Genomic DNA, 16,852 nt, shown 5'->3' with positions numbered 1-16,852 from the left:
ACTAAACAATGAGTTTACCGAATGTTAATGTAAGTTGATGAATAATAAGAAAGAGTCTTTTACATCGACTGAAAAAATAGGAATGAAGATAACAAAATTATCAAAAGCAATAGCACCCACTCCGATGCTATTGCCTCTATTGATAATTAGCTTAAAGGACGCAGATAAGCTAAGAAACGCTTCTCTGCCACTTTGAAACACCACAAGATCATAAACGTCAGTGCCATGTAGAACAGCCCCGCCGTCAGGAAAGACTCAAATGGTGCATAGTAGCGCGAGTTAACTAGACGCGCAGCACCAGTTAAATCCATGATGGTAACGATGCCCGCGACTGCACTTCCGTGCAGCATAAATATGACCTCGTTGGAATAAGCTGGTAATGCTCGACGCAATGCACTCGGCAAGATAATACGTCTGTATGTCATAAACTTACTCATGCCATAGGCTTTCGCAGCTTCCACCTCACCTTTCGGCAAACCATTAATCGCACCACGAATAATTTCTGCGGTGTAAGCCGATGTATTCAGAATAAAAGCGACCAAAGCACAGAACCAAGCGTTCTCCCACAAGGTATCTTTCACAGGGAAAAACTGATCCATGCCGTAGTAAATCAAATACAGCTGAACCAATAGCGGCGTTCCACGGAAAAAGTAAATGAATCCCCAAGAAGGTAAGCTTAGAGCGTAATTGGTACTATTGCGTGCCACGGCTAATGGGATAGAGACAAACAAGCCAATAACCAACGCTAATCCCACTAACCAAACTGTTGTCCAAAGTCCCTGAAGATAAGTTGGAAAGCTTTCAATAATCAAAGAAAAGTCCATAACTTACCTCGCATGAATACTGAACTTACGCTCAACAAGCTTGAGTAGCCCGGTCGAAACGCTGGTAAAAAATAGAAAGATGAGCGCGACAGCCATGTAAAAGGTGAACGGCATTTTCGTTGTACCTGCTGCCAATGAGCTCATTCTCACCATGTCATCCAGACCAATAATGGAAACTAACGCTGTGGTCTTAAGTAACACTAACCAGTTATTACCAAATCCAGGTAATGCATGACGAATCATCTGAGGAAGTAAGATTCTTCTAAACGATAAAGCAGAACTCATCCCATAAGCTTTCGCCGCTTCTAATTCACCCTTGTCCACCGCCATGATCGCTCCACGAAAAGTCTCCGCCATGTAGGCGCCAAAGATAAAACCAATCGTGAGTACACCAGCTATAAATGGGCTGACATCAATATAATCAGGTAAGTAAGACGTCCATTCATGGTTTGGATCACTCGAGGCAAACCACTCGTTGAGCGTTTCGTTGATGGAGTAAAGGCTGTTATTTAAAAGTATTTGTCCACCAAAGAAAATTAGCATCATCAGAACCAAATCTGGAATGCCGCGAATGACGGTGGTGTAAAGAGTGGCAATCGCCCTTGCCCATTTGTAAGGCGCTAACTTAGCTAGTGCGCCAAGCATGCCTAAGACCATGGCGAGAATGAGTGAAAGCACTGCAACTTCTATTGTTACTAAAGCTCCTTTCAAAATCGAAGCTTCGTATCCTTGTAAATCTAGCATAGGTGAGTTCCTAATCCCTAAACTCAAAAAATCGACCGTTGACTACTTCTAGGAACAAGCCAACGGTCGCTTAATTACGGTTTATTCACCGTACACATCGTAGTTAAAGTATTTACCAGCAATTTCTTGGTAAACACCTTTCTCACGTAGTGAAATAATTGCTGCGTCGAGTTTCTTCGTCAGATCTTTGTCTTGTTTACGAACAGCGATACCCATACCTTCGCCAAACCATTTTGGATCGGTTAACGACGGTCCAACAAACTCATAAGCTTCGCCACCGGCTTTGTTGATCACACCCTCTTCTAGAGCAGAAGCATCACCTAAAACAGCAGCAATTCGACCATTTTCTAGATCAAGATACGCTTCATCAAAAGAGCCATAACGCACAATTTCAACATCATCGCCGTAGTTGTCAGTTAAGTACTTGTCATGTGTCGTCGCACGTTGCACGCCAATTTTGACATCTTTAAGATTATCAAAATCTAGACCCGCACCTTTCTTAGCGATAAATTTATTTGGAATTTGTGCGTACTTGCCAGTGAAATCGACTTTTTTCTTGCGCTCTTCAGTGATAGACATTGCTGCGATGATGGCATCGTACTTACGTGCAAGCAGAGAAGGAATAATACCATCCCAATCTTGAGCGACGATTTTGCACTTCACTTGCATCTCTTCACAGAGTGCATTTGCCATGTCTACGTCAAAGCCTTTTATTGAGCCATCAGTTTCTGTCCAGCTAAACGGAGGGTAAGCACCTTCGATACCAAAGCGAACTGTTTTCCATTCTTTCGCTTGGGCAACACCTGATACTGCCGTTGCAGCAATCGTTGCTGCTAATAACCACTTTTTCATTTCCATACTCCTGTGATTGCTATTTTATTTCGTTTTGTTTGTTGTGTTGGCTTAGGAGGCAATAGTCTGCCGCCTAACAAATATTAGTAAATGGATGAGATAAACTGCTGTAATCGTTCTGAATCCGGGTTTGTAAATAGCTTAGCTGGATTTCCCTGTTCTTCCACTAAGCCTTGATGTAAAAACATCACATGGTTTGATACGTCACGCGCAAACGCCATTTCGTGCGTGACCACCAGCATGGTTCGTCCTTCATCTGCCAAATCTCTCATTACCCCCAGAACTTCTCCTACAAGTTCTGGGTCAAGCGCAGAAGTTGGCTCGTCAAACAACATCACCTCTGGGTCAACTGCTAGCGCACGGGCAATAGCTGCACGTTGCTGCTGGCCGCCAGATAAGTGCCCAGGGTAATAATCTTTACGCTCATATAGGCCTACTTTCTTAAGCAAGACTTCTGCGTTTTCAATCGCTTGAGCTTTTGGCACGCCTAAGACATGAACAGGCGCCTCAATCACGTTTTCTAGTACGGTTAGGTGAGACCAGAGGTTGAAACCTTGGAAAACCATTGCCAGGCGTGAGCGAATACGTTGGACTTGCTTTTCATTAGCAGGAACAGATTCACCTGCTCTGTTGTTCTTCATTTGGATTAATTCACCATTTACCCAAATTTCGCCCGCGGTAGGCGTTTCTAGCAAGTTGATACATCTGAGAAAGGTACTCTTACCTGAGCCGGAAGAGCCAATGATGGAGATAACATCTCCTTTGTGCGCGGCAAGTGAAATGCCTTTTAAAACTTCATTTTGTCCAAATGTTTTGTGCAGGTCTTTTATATCTAGCGCTGGTACATCATTCATGCGCCCTACTCCCTGTGTTTTTGTCACTGCAATTAAGGGACTCCGCCCTCTCTAATTCGGAACAAATTAGCACCGCCCTTTGAAACTTGCAACAAATTATTAACCTAAATAATTCGAATAGAAAGATACGATAGGCAAATTAATATGCAATATATAGCAACATATTCTTCAAAAGTTGAATATTAAATATAAAAAAGCCCCTTTCAAAGGGGCTTAATTAATTTACAAAAGTGTTAAGACGCTACTTAACCAATACCATAAAATCAGATTTCTGAGCATTCGTATTGACCTTCTCAGAATCAACTTCACTGATCACAAGACCATCGTGATCCACTTTAAGATCGGTCACATCACCATGAGAGAAAAGAGAAACAAAGTCATAGCTATTTAGGTTTGCTTCAGCAGACTCCACGACAATAGATTGTGAGTAATCACTGGTAGAAGAAACTTTCAAATCTTGCTTCACACTGTCATCGAATGTGTAGTAGTACAATTCCGGAACAACGACATCACTCTCTAAAGTTGTAAATATCTTGTGTGTTACTCGGTGTAGTGTTCCAGAGTTAGACTCTGCACGATATGCGAGGCGGCTAAAGCCTTTATCTTGGTCAGTGAAAGCAAAACCAGTATCAATAGTTGAGCCTCTCACCACATGCGACGCAGGCAGAGCATTTAGGTTGTAGTAAGCGCTTGGCTCAATTGAGATATCCCAATTTGCGTCCTGATACATCTTTTGGTTCAGCACTACCGTCCAACCATTGATAGGTTTTTCAGCTGTAACACTGTAAGTCCAAGTTTCCGTTTTTGGCTCAAGCGGGTGGTAGAACTTCGTCGTTGACATAGGTAGCTCTGCAACTTCGTAGTTGTAATCACCAACAAGTACACTGATGTCTAAAGTGTCATATTTAAAAAGTGTTGGGTTCAAGATTGGAGAAGAACCATTCATGCCAACCAACGGCAATGGTGATTCACTCGACCAATCGCGAATACCATACTGGTGCAGTTCTGTTTTCGCTGCGTCTGCATATTGTAGCACGACTGTCGACTCCATCTTCGAACCAATTGCTCTTACATCCAAAGAATCAATAGAATAGGTAGGCTTAGACTCTTTCGCAATTTTAGATATGAAGTTGTACTCTAAGCCACCAGCCTCCGTTGCTTCATATTTAAGGTCAGTTCGGGTAGCCTTACGGAAGTTGCCATTTTTATTGCAAGCAGACACCGCCTCTCGATTCATTGAGAACGTTGAGTTTCTAAGGTTATTGTCCTTTAAAAAATCTCGACCGAAGCTGTTTGCCGTAAATACTGTTCCAGAAGCATCAAGCAACTGATAAGTAAAATAGCCGTCCTCAGGAATGTCTTCTAGAACAAATTTCAAAGTAGTGCCTGATGGGTAGATAAAGTCGCCTTGACGGACACCATTCTTGTCTGAATAGAAACCGACGACCTTACCTCCTGTTAGCTGTGCACTTACGGCTGGTTGATAGGTCAATACCTGCTCGATGCCGTTGCCATCTACTCTTCGGTCGTAAATAGTACAGCTGTCTTTTTGTGCATTTGTTTCACTAATGACATTTGGAGCTGCAAAAGTAAAAGTGAATGTAGTTCTTGGTGTGGAACTACCGCCACCGCCGCCACCGCCGCCGCAACCGACCATTAACCCTGAGATGATTGCCACTAGTGGCAGTACTTTAAGCTGTTTCATGTCTTTTTCCTAAACTGAGCGGCAATGATTAGCCAAAAAATTGTCTTTGCTCTGCCCAAAGCAAGAATAAAGCCAGCTTTATATAATCACCGTGAATATTGACATTTAATCTGCATCTCGTGCAAAAGGACAAAAAGTTCTAATTTTATGCAACTTGTGTAATGAAATTACACAAGATCTCCGCATCTCATTCGCATGCCAGAAACTTTCTGTAGTTTTATTTCACAACCATTCTTAAAGTGATCTAAATCAATCACCCTAAATGGCTATCTTGCTAGACTCCTGCCAAAAGATGAGGCTTTTTTTTGCGCCTCAACACAATAAGTTATTAGCTATGCTTAGGCACAGTGTCGACGTGTAACAAATCTAACAATAGCTAGCATAAGCGTGCCGCAGGATGCGGATTAACACAATTGAATGAAGAATTCATAACTTTTAAATATATGAGGAATCTATGTCAGACGCAGTTAACAAAACGCACTCTGATTCAGATATCGAGACCAAGAGCTACCGTGAGCTTCATCGTCCAGCATCTGAGTTCGCAAGCCGTTCAGACTACCTAGACCACGAACTACAAATTATGAAACCACGTCGTTTTGGCTTGAACTTGCCAGGTCGTGACTTCCGCTTTGAGCTTGAAGACCTTGTTCCAGCGCTTGCTGGTACTATCGGTATTATCGCAATGTACTCTGCGGTAATGATGTCTTGGGCTGAAGGTCTTACTGCAGCATGGGACCACGTAAACTTAGGCAAGGACTTTGCTATCGAAGTTGCGCGTGTAGAAATGCTCATCCCTGCACTTCTTTTCTGTGTACTTGCCTCTGGTTTTATTAACCCTAAAGCCAACCTAGCAGGCAACCACGGCCCAATGATCCCTCTTATTGGTACCATCGCTCTTGCTGGTGCTCACCCTCTTGCATTAGCAATTCTCATTGGTGTGTTTGGTTTGATTTTGAGCCTCTTAAAAGGTGGGTCAAAACTGGTTAACCTCACCTCTGAAGGTACGGCTGGTGGCCTTCTTATTTTCTTAGGTTTAACCGGAACCATGAGCCAAATTAACTCTATTCAAGCTTGGGCTGTTGGTTTGCAATCCGATACGGTTGCCGCTGGTAGCATGGGTTACATCGGTCTAATTGTTCTTGCGGTTACCATTGGCTTATACGCGTTCCTTGCTAAAGTGAACAAACGCTGGCTAGCGATCCCTGTTTGTGCCTTCACTGGGCTTGCAATCGCACTTGCTCTTGGCGCAGGCTTCGATATTAAATTCGTAACCGAGACAGGCCTTCCAAACCTAAATCCAATCTACTGGTGGGGTTCAACAGAAGAAGGTTGGATGCTTGGTCTTCCTAATATGGAACACTTCATCGCTTCTCTACCATTCGCCATTCTTGCGGTAGCAATGTGGTCACCTGACTTCTTGGGTCACCGTATCTTCCAAGAGATGAACTACCCACGTAAGAGTGAGAAAGTGCTGATGGACGTTGATGACACAATGACAATGTGTTCCGTTCGCCAAATGGTCGGTACTGCAGTGGGTGGTGGTAACATCACATCATCTTGGGGGACTTACATGATCCCTGCTGCAATCGCGAAACGCCCTATTCCTGCTGGCGCCATCTTACTAGGCTCTCTATGTATTATTGTTGCAATCCTTGGTTTTCCTATGGACGTTGCAGTATGGCCTCCAGTTATGCGCGTTGCTCTTCTCGTTGGTGTATCTCTACCACTGCTTGAAGCTGGCATGCAGATGGTGAAGGACTCGAAAGACTCACAAGCAGCAGGTATCTGTATCTTTGGTTCTGCCGTTGTTAACCCAGTTCTAGCTTGGGCACTAACTATGCTTTTAGATAACAACGGTTTAATTGGAGATAAAGAGCGCGCGTCTCGCCTATCATTTGTAGACAAGATTGTGATCCCAGTAAGCGTACTTGTTATCTGTTTAGTTGCTATGCTTGCAGTTGGTATGCTTGAAGGCCAGTATGGCATCCAAGCTTGGCTATAAGCTAGCAGTCCAGAAATTTGTGGGTAGCGCTCGTCGCTACCCCATTTTTATCGAGATTTTTGAGGATTTATTGATTTAGTTTAAGGTTTGCAAAAAAATTTTAGTTTAACCTCTAACTGTTGCTTAAAAAGAGAAACGTTAAAACTAGTGACAATATTTATAGTTTTGTAAATCAAATACGTAAATTTAAGACTATAAATATTGTTATTCATAAGAGTGTACTGTTCCCCTCTTTTATCTGGGGATAGCTGGCTCAACGGCGAAGCAGTACGTATTTTTTTCTACTAAAAAGGTAGGTATGTCATGGCAGAGCAATTTGCTAAAGCTTGGGAAGGTTTTGCTGCAGGCGACTGGCAAAACGAAGTAAACGTTCGTGATTTCATTCAGAAGAACTACACTCCGTACGAAGGCGACGAATCTTTCCTAGTTTCTGAAGGTACTGAAGCGACTAACAAGCTTTGGGCTAAGGTAATGGAAGGCATCAAACAAGAGAACGCGACTCACGCTCCTGTTGATTTTGATACTTCAGTTATCTCTACCATCACTGCTCACGATGCAGGCTACATCGAAAAAGACCTAGAAACTATCGTAGGTCTTCAAACTGACGCTCCTCTAAAACGTGCGATCATCCCTAACGGTGGTATCCGCATGGTTGAAGGTTCATGCAAAGCCTACGACCGCGAGCTAGACCCACAAGTTAAAAAAATCTACACAGAATACCGTAAAACTCACAACCAAGGCGTTTTCGATATCTACACTCCTCAAATCATGGCGTGTCGTAAATCTGGCGTACTGACTGGTCTTCCAGATGCATACGGTCGTGGTCGTATCATCGGTGACTACCGTCGTGTTGCTCTATACGGTATTGACTTCCTAATGAAGGATAAATTCGCGCAGTTCTCTTCTCTACAAGAGCGTTTTGAGAACGGCGAAAACCTACAAATGACAATGCAGCTTCGTGAAGAGATCGCAGAGCAACACCGTGCTCTAGGTCAAATCAAAGAAATGGCTGCAAAATACGGTTGTGATATTTCTCGTCCTGCTGAAACTGCGCAAGAAGCTATTCAGTGGACTTACTTCGGTTACCTAGCTGCTGTTAAATCTCAAAACGGTGCGGCTATGTCTCTAGGTCGTACTTCTACGTTCCTAGACATCTTCATCGAACGTGATATCGCGGCTGGTAAGCTAACTGAAGAACAAGCTCAGGAAATGATCGACCACTTCGTAATGAAACTACGTATGGTTCGTTTCCTACGTACTCCTGAGTACGATGATCTATTCTCTGGCGACCCTATCTGGGCAACTGAGTCTATGGGTGGTATGGGTCTTGACGGTCGTACGCTAGTTACTCGTACAAACTTCCGTTTCCTAAACTCACTATACACTATGGGTCCTTCTCCAGAGCCAAACATCACTGTTCTTTGGTCTGAGCAACTACCTGAAGGCTTCAAGAAGTTCTGTGCGAAAGTATCTATCGATACTTCTTCTATTCAGTACGAAAATGACGACCTAATGCGTCCAGACATGAACTCTGACGACTACGCGATCGCATGTTGTGTATCTCCAATGGTTGTTGGTAAGCAAATGCAGTTCTTCGGTGCTCGTGCGAACCTTGCGAAAACAATGCTTTACACCATCAACGGTGGTGTGGATGAGAAGCTAAAAATCCAAGTTGGCCCGCAAATGCCTAAGATCGAAGGCGATGTTCTTAACTACGATGAACTGTGGGAGAAAATGGACCACTTCATGGATTGGCTAGCGAAACAATATGTGACTGCACTAAACGCTATCCACTTCATGCACGATAAGTACAGCTACGAAGCGGCACTAATGGCTCTACACGACCGTGACGTTAAACGTACTATGGCTTGTGGTATTGCTGGTCTATCTGTTGCGGCTGACTCACTATCTGCAATTAAATACGCAAAAGTTAAGCCAATTCGTGACGAAGACGGTCTAGCAATCGACTTCGAAATCGAAGGCGATTACCCTAAATTCGGTAACAACGACCCACGCGTTGATGACATTGCATGTGAACTTGTTTCTGTATTTATGGGCAAAATCCGTAAGCTTAAGACTTACCGTGATGCAATCCCTACTCAGTCAATTCTTACTATCACTTCAAACGTGGTTTACGGTAAGAAAACTGGTAACACGCCTGACGGTCGTCGTGCTGGTGCTCCATTTGCTCCAGGTGCAAACCCAATGCACGGTCGTGACGAGAAAGGTGCTGTAGCATCACTAACTTCAGTTGCTAAACTGCCGTTTGCTGACGCACAAGATGGTATCTCTTACACATTCTCTATCGTACCTAACGCACTAGGTAAAGATGAGGGTTCACAACGCGCTAACCTTGCTGGTCTTATGGATGGTTACTTCCACCACGAAGCGGGTATCGAAGGTGGTCAACACCTAAACGTGAACGTTCTTAACCGTGAAACTCTAGAAGACGCAGTTAAGCACCCAGAGAAATACCCTCAGCTAACAATCCGTGTATCTGGTTACGCTGTTCGCTTCAACTCTCTAACTGCAGAGCAACAAGCTGACGTAATCGCGCGTACATTCACTGAGTCTCTATAAGACTATAGCGAAATAACGTTCTAGTAATACAACAAAGGCTGATGCTAAGTAGCATCAGCCTTTTTTTATTTCTTGAATGAAAGTTGTGATATCGCGAAAGACTTTTGCCCGCATTCTTACGTATGATGCGAAAAAAGTTAGCAAATAAAGTCTATGAGATTTAGTAAATTAATTATTCTTACCCTTCTTTCTCCAGTTGCAATAGCATCCACTAAGTCTACGGTTTCTTTTACCATCGACAACGATGGTATTTTTGGCGTCGATCAAGACTATACGAATGGTGTTTTCCTTTCTTACGCGACAGACCAACTGACACAAGAAAGCCAATGGAAATGGCTGAGTCTAGCTAACTCAGAGCACGCCAATATCGATAAAATAGAGTTGGTTCTTGGCCACAAGATGTGGACTCCAAGCGACATTGAAGCCGATTATCCACTAATCAATGATCGCCCATATGCCGGTTACCTACACACCGAAATCAACTACCTTTCCCTAACGAGTGACAAAGCTGTACGGTACAATTTCACCATAGGAACTACGGGTGAAAGTTCGCTATCAGAAAAGGCGCAAGAAATCGTTCACGGCATAACAGGATCGACGGACCCTCAAGGTTGGGATTACCAGATTGAAGATAAAGTGGCGTTCAGCCTTGGTTACCGCGTATTTAACAAATTGATGCGCAGCGAAGAACAAAAAACACAATGGGAGATCACCAACATTAACGACATCAATGCGGGTAACTTCCGTAGTGATGTCTCTCAAGGCGTCATGTTTCGTTGGGGTACAAACCTAGCGAATAGCATCGGAGCCGCCAATATCAGTGTCGAAAGCCCTTTCTCAGCAAGTATGATCGCTCAGAACACGTCGAGTTGGTTCTTGTTCACCGGGTTTGAAGGTCGTTACCGCTTTAATGACATGACTATCGAAGGAGATCGTCCTGGCATTCCTGAACCGTCAGCGCCATACGACGTCACACTGCAAAATTGGCAAGCAAGTGCCGTCGCGGGAGTATCTTGGTACAACCAAAATTACGGTGCAAGCATCACCTTTACAATTAAAACACCGGATTATGAAGAAGCCCAAACCGATGTTTATGGGACAGGCTCGTTCTCCGTGTTCGCCTTTTTCTAAAAACTGGATTATCCCAGCATCGAAGTCAATCTAGATACACGGCAAGTTCTCGGGGTAGGTATTAACCACCTCGTGTTCAAGCGTTTATGCAGATTGGCTCCATCTATTTTCTTTCTTCAAATAACCTTGCCTTTAGTACCGACAAAGCTGTTTTAACCCTGCTTTTTGTAATAAAATAACAGCTAGAATTTACTAGTAATGAGAGCAAAAGATGTCAACAGCTGGTCGTATTCACTCATTTGAGTCATGTGGTACCGTAGACGGACCTGGTATTCGATTTATCGTCTTCTTGCAAGGTTGTTTAATGCGCTGTAAGTATTGCCATAACCGCGATACTTGGGACACGCATGATGGCAAAGAAGTCACGGTTGAAGAAATCATTTCCGAAGCGAAAAGTTACCGCCACTTCATGAATGCATCAGGTGGTGGCGTTACTTGTTCTGGCGGCGAAGCGATGCTTCAACCGGAATTCGTACGTGATTTTTTCCGCGCAGCTAAAACCGAAGGCATTCATACATGTCTAGATACTAACGGTTATGTTCGTAAGCACACTGATGTTATCGATGAAGTACTGGATGCAACAGACTTAGTCATGCTTGACATCAAACACATGAAAGACGAAGTGCACCAAGATCTCATCGGTGTATCCAACCGACGCACATTGGACTTTGCTCGTTACTTGCAAAAAATCGGAAAGAAAACATGGATTCGCTATGTCGTCGTGCCTGGTTACACAGATGACCCAGAAGCAGCACACATGCTTGGTGAATTTATTAAAGACATGGATAACATCGAAAAGGTCGAGTTACTTCCTTACCACAAATTAGGGGCTCATAAGTGGGAAGCGTTAGGCTTAGAATACCCACTCGAAGGCGTAAGCCCGCCACCGAAAGAAACCATGGATGAAATTCAATCCATTCTTGCTCAATACAACGATAACGTAAAATACTAAGTGAACCGCAAGACTAACCTCTTTAAAATACCAGCTTATTGCTGGTATTTTTTTGATTATATCTAAGCCTTATCAGTGAGTTTCTCTGCGGTCATTTAGGTATAAAAAGAACGATAGAAATGATTGCGTCATGTTCGCATAGGAAGGAAGTAACATGGATTTGTTTAACTTAGGCTCTCTTGTTGTCTCAATTTGGATAGTAGTAGTCTACTGCCTACCAGATTGGAAAAAAGTCGTTTGGCTCAAACTGGAAAAAGAGAAAGGATTTCAGCACCTCGTTTTTGCAACGCTCTTCTTTTTCAGTATTTTATGGGCCGCTCAAGCAGGTGTAAAAGAAGGATTACAGATTCATTTTCTTGCACTAACAACGCTGACGATGATGTATGGTTGGCGCATGGCATTTCTACTCAGCATTCCCGCTATGTTGGTCAACCACCTACTACATGATGTGTCCTTGCTACTCTTACCCACGTCGTTAGTTCTATCTGCCCTAATTCCGATTTTCATTAGTTACTTAGTGTTTCTTCTGAGTTACCACTACTTACCACGAAACATTTTTGTTTTCATCTTCGTTGCTGGATTTTTCAATGGCGCGATAACAGGAAGTCTGCACCTCATCATTAACTCTTTTTATCACCTATCAGTTGGTCACTACGATTGGGAAACCATTCAACATAACTACTTTGTTTTTGTGCCGTTGCTCGCCTTTCCAGAAGGTCTATTAAATGGTATGGCACTGGCGGTTTTAACCGTATTCAAGCCAGAGTGGCTGAGAGTATTTTCAGACCGAGACTACATATACAATCATTACCATAAATAAGTGTTTTCAAACTGGTCAAAAGTGACAGTTCTTGCCATTTTTTAGTATTAAATATGTGTTGAGATCATGTTTCACTCATGTCTTAAGCGTTAACCTAAGCACATTAAAAATGTATTAGATATCTAGTGAGGTCACCATGGAAATGTCAAACGCTCAACGTTTGATTCTATCAAACCAATACAACCTTATGTCTCAACTTGATCCAAGTAATGCAGCCAAATACAAACGCTTACAAACGATCGTTGAACGTGGTTATGAACTACAAATGCGAGAGTTGAACAAAGATTTCGGCTGCCTCTCAGAAGCAGAATGTCGTGAGATCATCGACGTTATGGAGATGTATCATGCGATGCAAGAATCTTACAACATGCTAGACGATGAAGACCGCAGCAACGTAGATCAGCGCCGCTTGAAGTTTTTGGGATTTGATATCGCTTCAGAAGCGCAACAAGTACATTACGTACGTTTTCTCATCGATTCTGAAGGTTTGTACCCTCAGTTTGACAAGGCAGATCATCACTTTAACAGCCAAATGCCGATGCTAGATAAATACCGCCGCATGCTGCAAACTTGGCGTAACTGCCCTCGTCAGTATCATTTATGTGAAAACGAACTAGCGCAAATCTTAAGCGCATAAAATGGTCGTCTAAGAATGAGGAGAGCGCCCGCTCTCCTTGTTATTTACCCTGTCACAAACTTATCTAAGACTTTGCTCTCTTCCTACCTCTTTCACTTACCTTGCTCAATGTAGAACAACGAATCACTGAGACTCTTCTGTCTTTGCCAAATATTTGAATTTCTATTGCACCTATTCACGACATAAATTCGTCCTTAATAAAAGAGTGATTCAAATGTCACTTTTACAATAAATTCATAATTGTTAAGCAAAATTGCAAATCCCCGACTAGGCTTAAGTAGAGAAAGGCTGTGATTGAAAAATTCATATCCACCGCTCACCGTTGTAACGAAAAAACCGTCCATAAAGCAAAGTCTTTGGTGTCGCCAATCTTACATTCTGTACGAACCAAATGTGATAACAGGACGTATATTCAAACAACAACGAGCATAACTGTTGGTGGAAAGCCTGAATCAACGTTCGTCGGTAGACTGACTATTAAAGGGGAAAGCGACATGAGTATTTTCGACCACTATCAATCAAGATATGAAGCTGCAAAAGATGAAGAGATGTCGTTACAGGAGTTTTTAGCCCTGTGTAAAGATGACAAAAGCGCTTATGCTAATGCAGCAGAACGCCTACTGATGGCGATTGGTGAACCAGAGATAATCGATACGGCAAAGGATCCGAGACTAAGCCGAATCTTCTCGAATCGTGTTATCTCTCGTTATGAAACCTTTAAAGACTTTTATGGCATGGAAGATGCCATAGAACAAATTGTGTCTTACCTAAAACATGCGGCGCAAGGCCTAGAAGAGCGTAAGCAGATTCTTTACCTACTCGGCCCTGTAGGTGGCGGTAAGTCTTCGCTTGCAGAAAAGCTTAAGGCTCTGATGGAACAGATGCCTATTTATGTTCTTACTGCTAACGGCGAACGCAGCCCAGTGAATGACCATCCATTCTGCCTATTCAAAGCCACAGAAGATGGCGATATTTTGAAAAAAGAGTATGGCATCGAGCACCGTTATCTTCGCTCGATCATGTCTCCTTGGGCCGCTAAACGTCTTCACGAGTTTGGTGGTGATATCACCAAATTTAAAGTAGTGAAAGTACGCCCTTCTATCCTTGACCAAATCGGTATTGCCAAAACTGAACCAGGCGATGAAAACAACCAAGATATCTCATCATTGGTTGGTAAAGTCGATATTCGTAAGCTTGAACACTATTCGCAAGACGATCCAGACGCTTACAGCTACTCCGGTGCGCTGTGTAAAGCAAACCAAGGTTTAATGGAATTCGTTGAGATGTTCAAAGCACCAATCAAAGTGCTTCACCCGCTGTTAACAGCAACGCAAGAAGGCAACTTCAACGGTACAGAAGGCCTTTCTGCGATTCCATTCGACGGTATGATTCTGGCTCACTCAAACGAATCTGAGTGGCAGACCTTCCGTAACAACAAGAACAATGAAGCGTTCTTGGACCGTGTTTATATTGTGAAAGTACCTTACTGTCTACGTGTTTCAGAAGAAGTCAAAATCTACCAAAAACTTCTTGAAAACAGTGAGTTGTCTCAAGCCCCTTGTTCACCAAGCACGCTCGAGACTCTGGCACAATTCAGTATTCTTTCTCGACTTAAAGAGCCTGAAAACTCGTCCATCTTCTCTAAGATGCGCGTATACGACGGTGAAACGCTGAAAGATACGGATCCAAAGGCAAAAAGCTATCAAGAGTATCGTGATTATGCTGGTGTCGATGAAGGCATGAACGGTCTCTCAACACGTTTTGCCTTTAAGATTTTGTCACGCGTATTTAACTTCGACCAAACCGAAGTGGCAGCCAACCCTGTACATCTATTCTATGTGATTGAACAACAGGTTGAGCGCGAACAGTTCCCTGCTGAAACAGCAGAGAAATATCTCGAGTTCTTGAAAGGCTACCTAGTACCTCGATACGTTGAATTTATCGGTAAAGAGATTCAGACCGCTTATCTTGAGTCTTACTCTGAATACGGCCAAAACATCTTCGACCGATATGTCACCTATGCAGACTTCTGGATTCAAGACCAAGAGTACCGAGATCCAGAAACCGGTCAGCTATTTGATCGCTCTTCACTGAATGCTGAGCTAGAAAAGATCGAAAAAACAGCTGGTATTTCTAACCCGAAAGATTTCCGAAACGAGATCGTTAACTTTGTGCTTCGTGCGAAAGCGAATAACAATGGTCAAAACCCGGTTTGGACCAGCTACGAAAAACTGCGCACAGTAATCGAGAAGAAAATGTTCTCCAATACCGAAGAGCTACTTCCGGTTATCTCATTTAATGCGAAAACCTCTTCTGAAGATCAGAAGAAGCACGACGACTTTGTCGCTCGCATGATGGAAAAAGGCTATACCGAGAAACAGGTTCGCCTACTTTCTGAGTGGTACCTACGAGTACGTAAGTCATCCTAACCCAGTATTGAGTTAGGTCGCTTGTGAAACATGAAGAGGGCTATTTCATGGCGCAATTTATAGACCGAAGGCTCAATGGCAAGAACAAGAGCGCTGTTAATCGACAGCGCTTCTTGAAGCGCCACAAAGAGCAAATAAAAGAGTCGGTAGCAGACGCAGTGAATCGACGCTCGATTACGAATACGGAAACGGGCGAAGACGTCTCTATCCCTCACAAAGACATCAATGAGCCTATATTTCATCAAGGCAAAGGTGGTGTTCGCGAACGAGTTCATCCCGGTAACGATCAATTCATTACTGGTGATAAAATTGAGCGTCCCAAAGGTGGCGGTCAAGGTAGCGGCTCTGGAGAAGGGAACGCCAGTCCAGATGGAGAAGGCCAAGACGAATTTGTATTCCAAATATCAAAAGATGAGTACCTCGATATTTTGTTCGAAGATCTCGAGCTGCCTAATCTAGAAAAAAACCAAATTGCCAAAATCACAGAATGGAAAACGCACCGTGCAGGCTTTCAAACTGCCGGTATCCCTTCCAATATCGCCGTAGTACGCTCTCTGCAACAATCTCTTGCGCGCCGTACTGCAATGACTGCTGGTAAGAAACGACTTCTCAAAGAGCTAGAAGACGAACTTGCTCGCATCAAAAATATTGAGCCTGCTCAGCAGTTTGAAGAGAACCGCTTGAAGGCTGAAATTGAAGAACTGCGCAAGAAAATCGAAAGCGTGCCGTTCATCGATACCTTCGACTTACGCTTCAAGAACTATGAGAAACGCCCTGTACCATCGAGCCAAGCGGTCATGTTCTGTCTAATGGACGTATCCGGTTCTATGGATCAGGCAACGAAAGACATCGCAAAACGCTTCTATGTTCTTTTGTACTTGTTCTTAACTCGTACCTACGAGAATGTCGAAGTCGTCTTTATCCGCCACCATACCCAAGCGAAGGAAGTGGACGAGCACGAATTTTTCTACTCACAAGAAACCGGGGGTACCATTGTATCTAGCGCGCTCAAGTTAATGGATGAAATAGTAAAAGAGCGATACCCGATTGGTCAGTGGAACATATATGCAGCTCAAGCATCCGACGGTGACAACTGGGCAGATGATTCGCCAAGATGCCGGGATCTGTTAGTGAACAAATTACTTCCAAACTGTCAGTACTACTCTTACATAGAGATCACGCGGCGCTCGCATCAAACTCTATGGCATGAGTACGAAAAACTCACTGAAGAGTTTCCTAATTTCGCAATGAAAAACATTCGCTCTGTGGAGGATATTTTCCCAGTCTTTCGTGAACTATTCCAAAAAGAAACGGCGTAAGGA

13 protein-coding genes are annotated in these 16,852 nt (G+C 43.4%); 8 read left to right on the top strand and 5 right to left on the bottom strand.

Annotation, left to right across the window (positions count from 1 at the left end; translation table 11 throughout):
- Positions 1 to 146: 146 nt before the first annotated feature.
- The 5 genes from R7Z50_RS03795 to R7Z50_RS03775 all read right to left on the bottom strand — a co-directional run bounded on the left by R7Z50_RS03795 (position 147) and on the right by R7Z50_RS03775 (position 4,979).
- Entirely contained in the window at positions 147 to 824 is a 678-nt protein-coding gene (locus tag R7Z50_RS03795; RefSeq protein WP_053349436.1) for an ABC transporter permease, read from the bottom strand.
- A 3-nt stretch (positions 825 to 827) separates the two neighbouring features.
- Entirely contained in the window at positions 828 to 1,568 is a 741-nt protein-coding gene (locus tag R7Z50_RS03790) for an ABC transporter permease (protein WP_005378436.1), read from the bottom strand.
- Between the two features lie 81 nt (positions 1,569 to 1,649).
- A complete protein-coding gene (locus tag R7Z50_RS03785; RefSeq protein WP_005378437.1) occupies positions 1,650 to 2,420 on the bottom strand; it encodes an ABC transporter substrate-binding protein in 771 nt (256 codons plus the stop codon).
- An 83-nt stretch (positions 2,421 to 2,503) separates the two neighbouring features.
- Positions 2,504 to 3,274, bottom strand: a complete 771-nt coding sequence (locus R7Z50_RS03780; protein ID WP_005378438.1) for an ABC transporter ATP-binding protein — start codon at positions 3,272 to 3,274, stop codon at positions 2,504 to 2,506.
- Between the two features lie 241 nt (positions 3,275 to 3,515).
- Positions 3,516 to 4,979: a 54K polar flagellar sheath protein A gene (locus R7Z50_RS03775; protein ID WP_170897178.1), complete on the bottom strand. Its 1,464-nt coding sequence runs from the start codon at positions 4,977 to 4,979 to the stop codon at positions 3,516 to 3,518.
- A gap of 454 nt (positions 4,980 to 5,433) precedes the next feature.
- On the opposite strand from R7Z50_RS03775, the gene R7Z50_RS03770 reads away from it, so the two are divergent.
- The 8 genes from R7Z50_RS03770 (at position 5,434) to R7Z50_RS03735 (ending at position 16,849) form a co-directional block, all read left to right on the top strand.
- Positions 5,434 to 6,981, top strand: coding sequence for a DUF3360 family protein (locus tag R7Z50_RS03770; RefSeq protein ID WP_005378441.1), 1,548 nt, complete (start codon positions 5,434 to 5,436; stop codon positions 6,979 to 6,981).
- Positions 6,982 to 7,284: 303 nt separating this feature from the next.
- Positions 7,285 to 9,561, top strand: a complete 2,277-nt coding sequence (gene pflB / locus R7Z50_RS03765) for a formate C-acetyltransferase (RefSeq protein WP_170897179.1) — start codon at positions 7,285 to 7,287, stop codon at positions 9,559 to 9,561.
- A 153-nt stretch (positions 9,562 to 9,714) separates the two neighbouring features.
- The gene (locus R7Z50_RS03760) at positions 9,715 to 10,692 is read left to right on the top strand and encodes a lipid A deacylase LpxR family protein (protein WP_005378443.1); all 978 of its coding nucleotides are present in this window, start codon (positions 9,715 to 9,717) and stop codon (positions 10,690 to 10,692) included.
- Positions 10,693 to 10,903: 211 nt separating this feature from the next.
- Entirely contained in the window at positions 10,904 to 11,644 is a 741-nt protein-coding gene (pflA, locus tag R7Z50_RS03755; protein WP_170897180.1) for a pyruvate formate lyase 1-activating protein, read from the top strand.
- 154 nt (positions 11,645 to 11,798) lie between these two features.
- Positions 11,799 to 12,464, top strand: a complete 666-nt coding sequence (locus R7Z50_RS03750) for an energy-coupling factor ABC transporter permease (protein ID WP_065274297.1) — start codon at positions 11,799 to 11,801, stop codon at positions 12,462 to 12,464.
- Positions 12,465 to 12,600: 136 nt separating this feature from the next.
- Positions 12,601 to 13,101: a YfbU family protein gene (locus tag R7Z50_RS03745; protein WP_065274296.1), complete on the top strand. Its 501-nt coding sequence runs from the start codon at positions 12,601 to 12,603 to the stop codon at positions 13,099 to 13,101.
- Positions 13,102 to 13,595: 494 nt separating this feature from the next.
- A complete protein-coding gene (locus tag R7Z50_RS03740; protein ID WP_005378447.1) occupies positions 13,596 to 15,530 on the top strand; it encodes a PrkA family serine protein kinase in 1,935 nt (644 codons plus the stop codon).
- A 47-nt stretch (positions 15,531 to 15,577) separates the two neighbouring features.
- Entirely contained in the window at positions 15,578 to 16,849 is a 1,272-nt protein-coding gene (locus R7Z50_RS03735; protein ID WP_005378448.1) for a YeaH/YhbH family protein, read from the top strand.
- Positions 16,850 to 16,852: the final 3 nt, after the last annotated feature.

This window comes from Vibrio sp. 1249-1, assembly GCF_033340495.1.
This window is presented reverse-complemented; position numbering and strand designations above follow the sequence as displayed.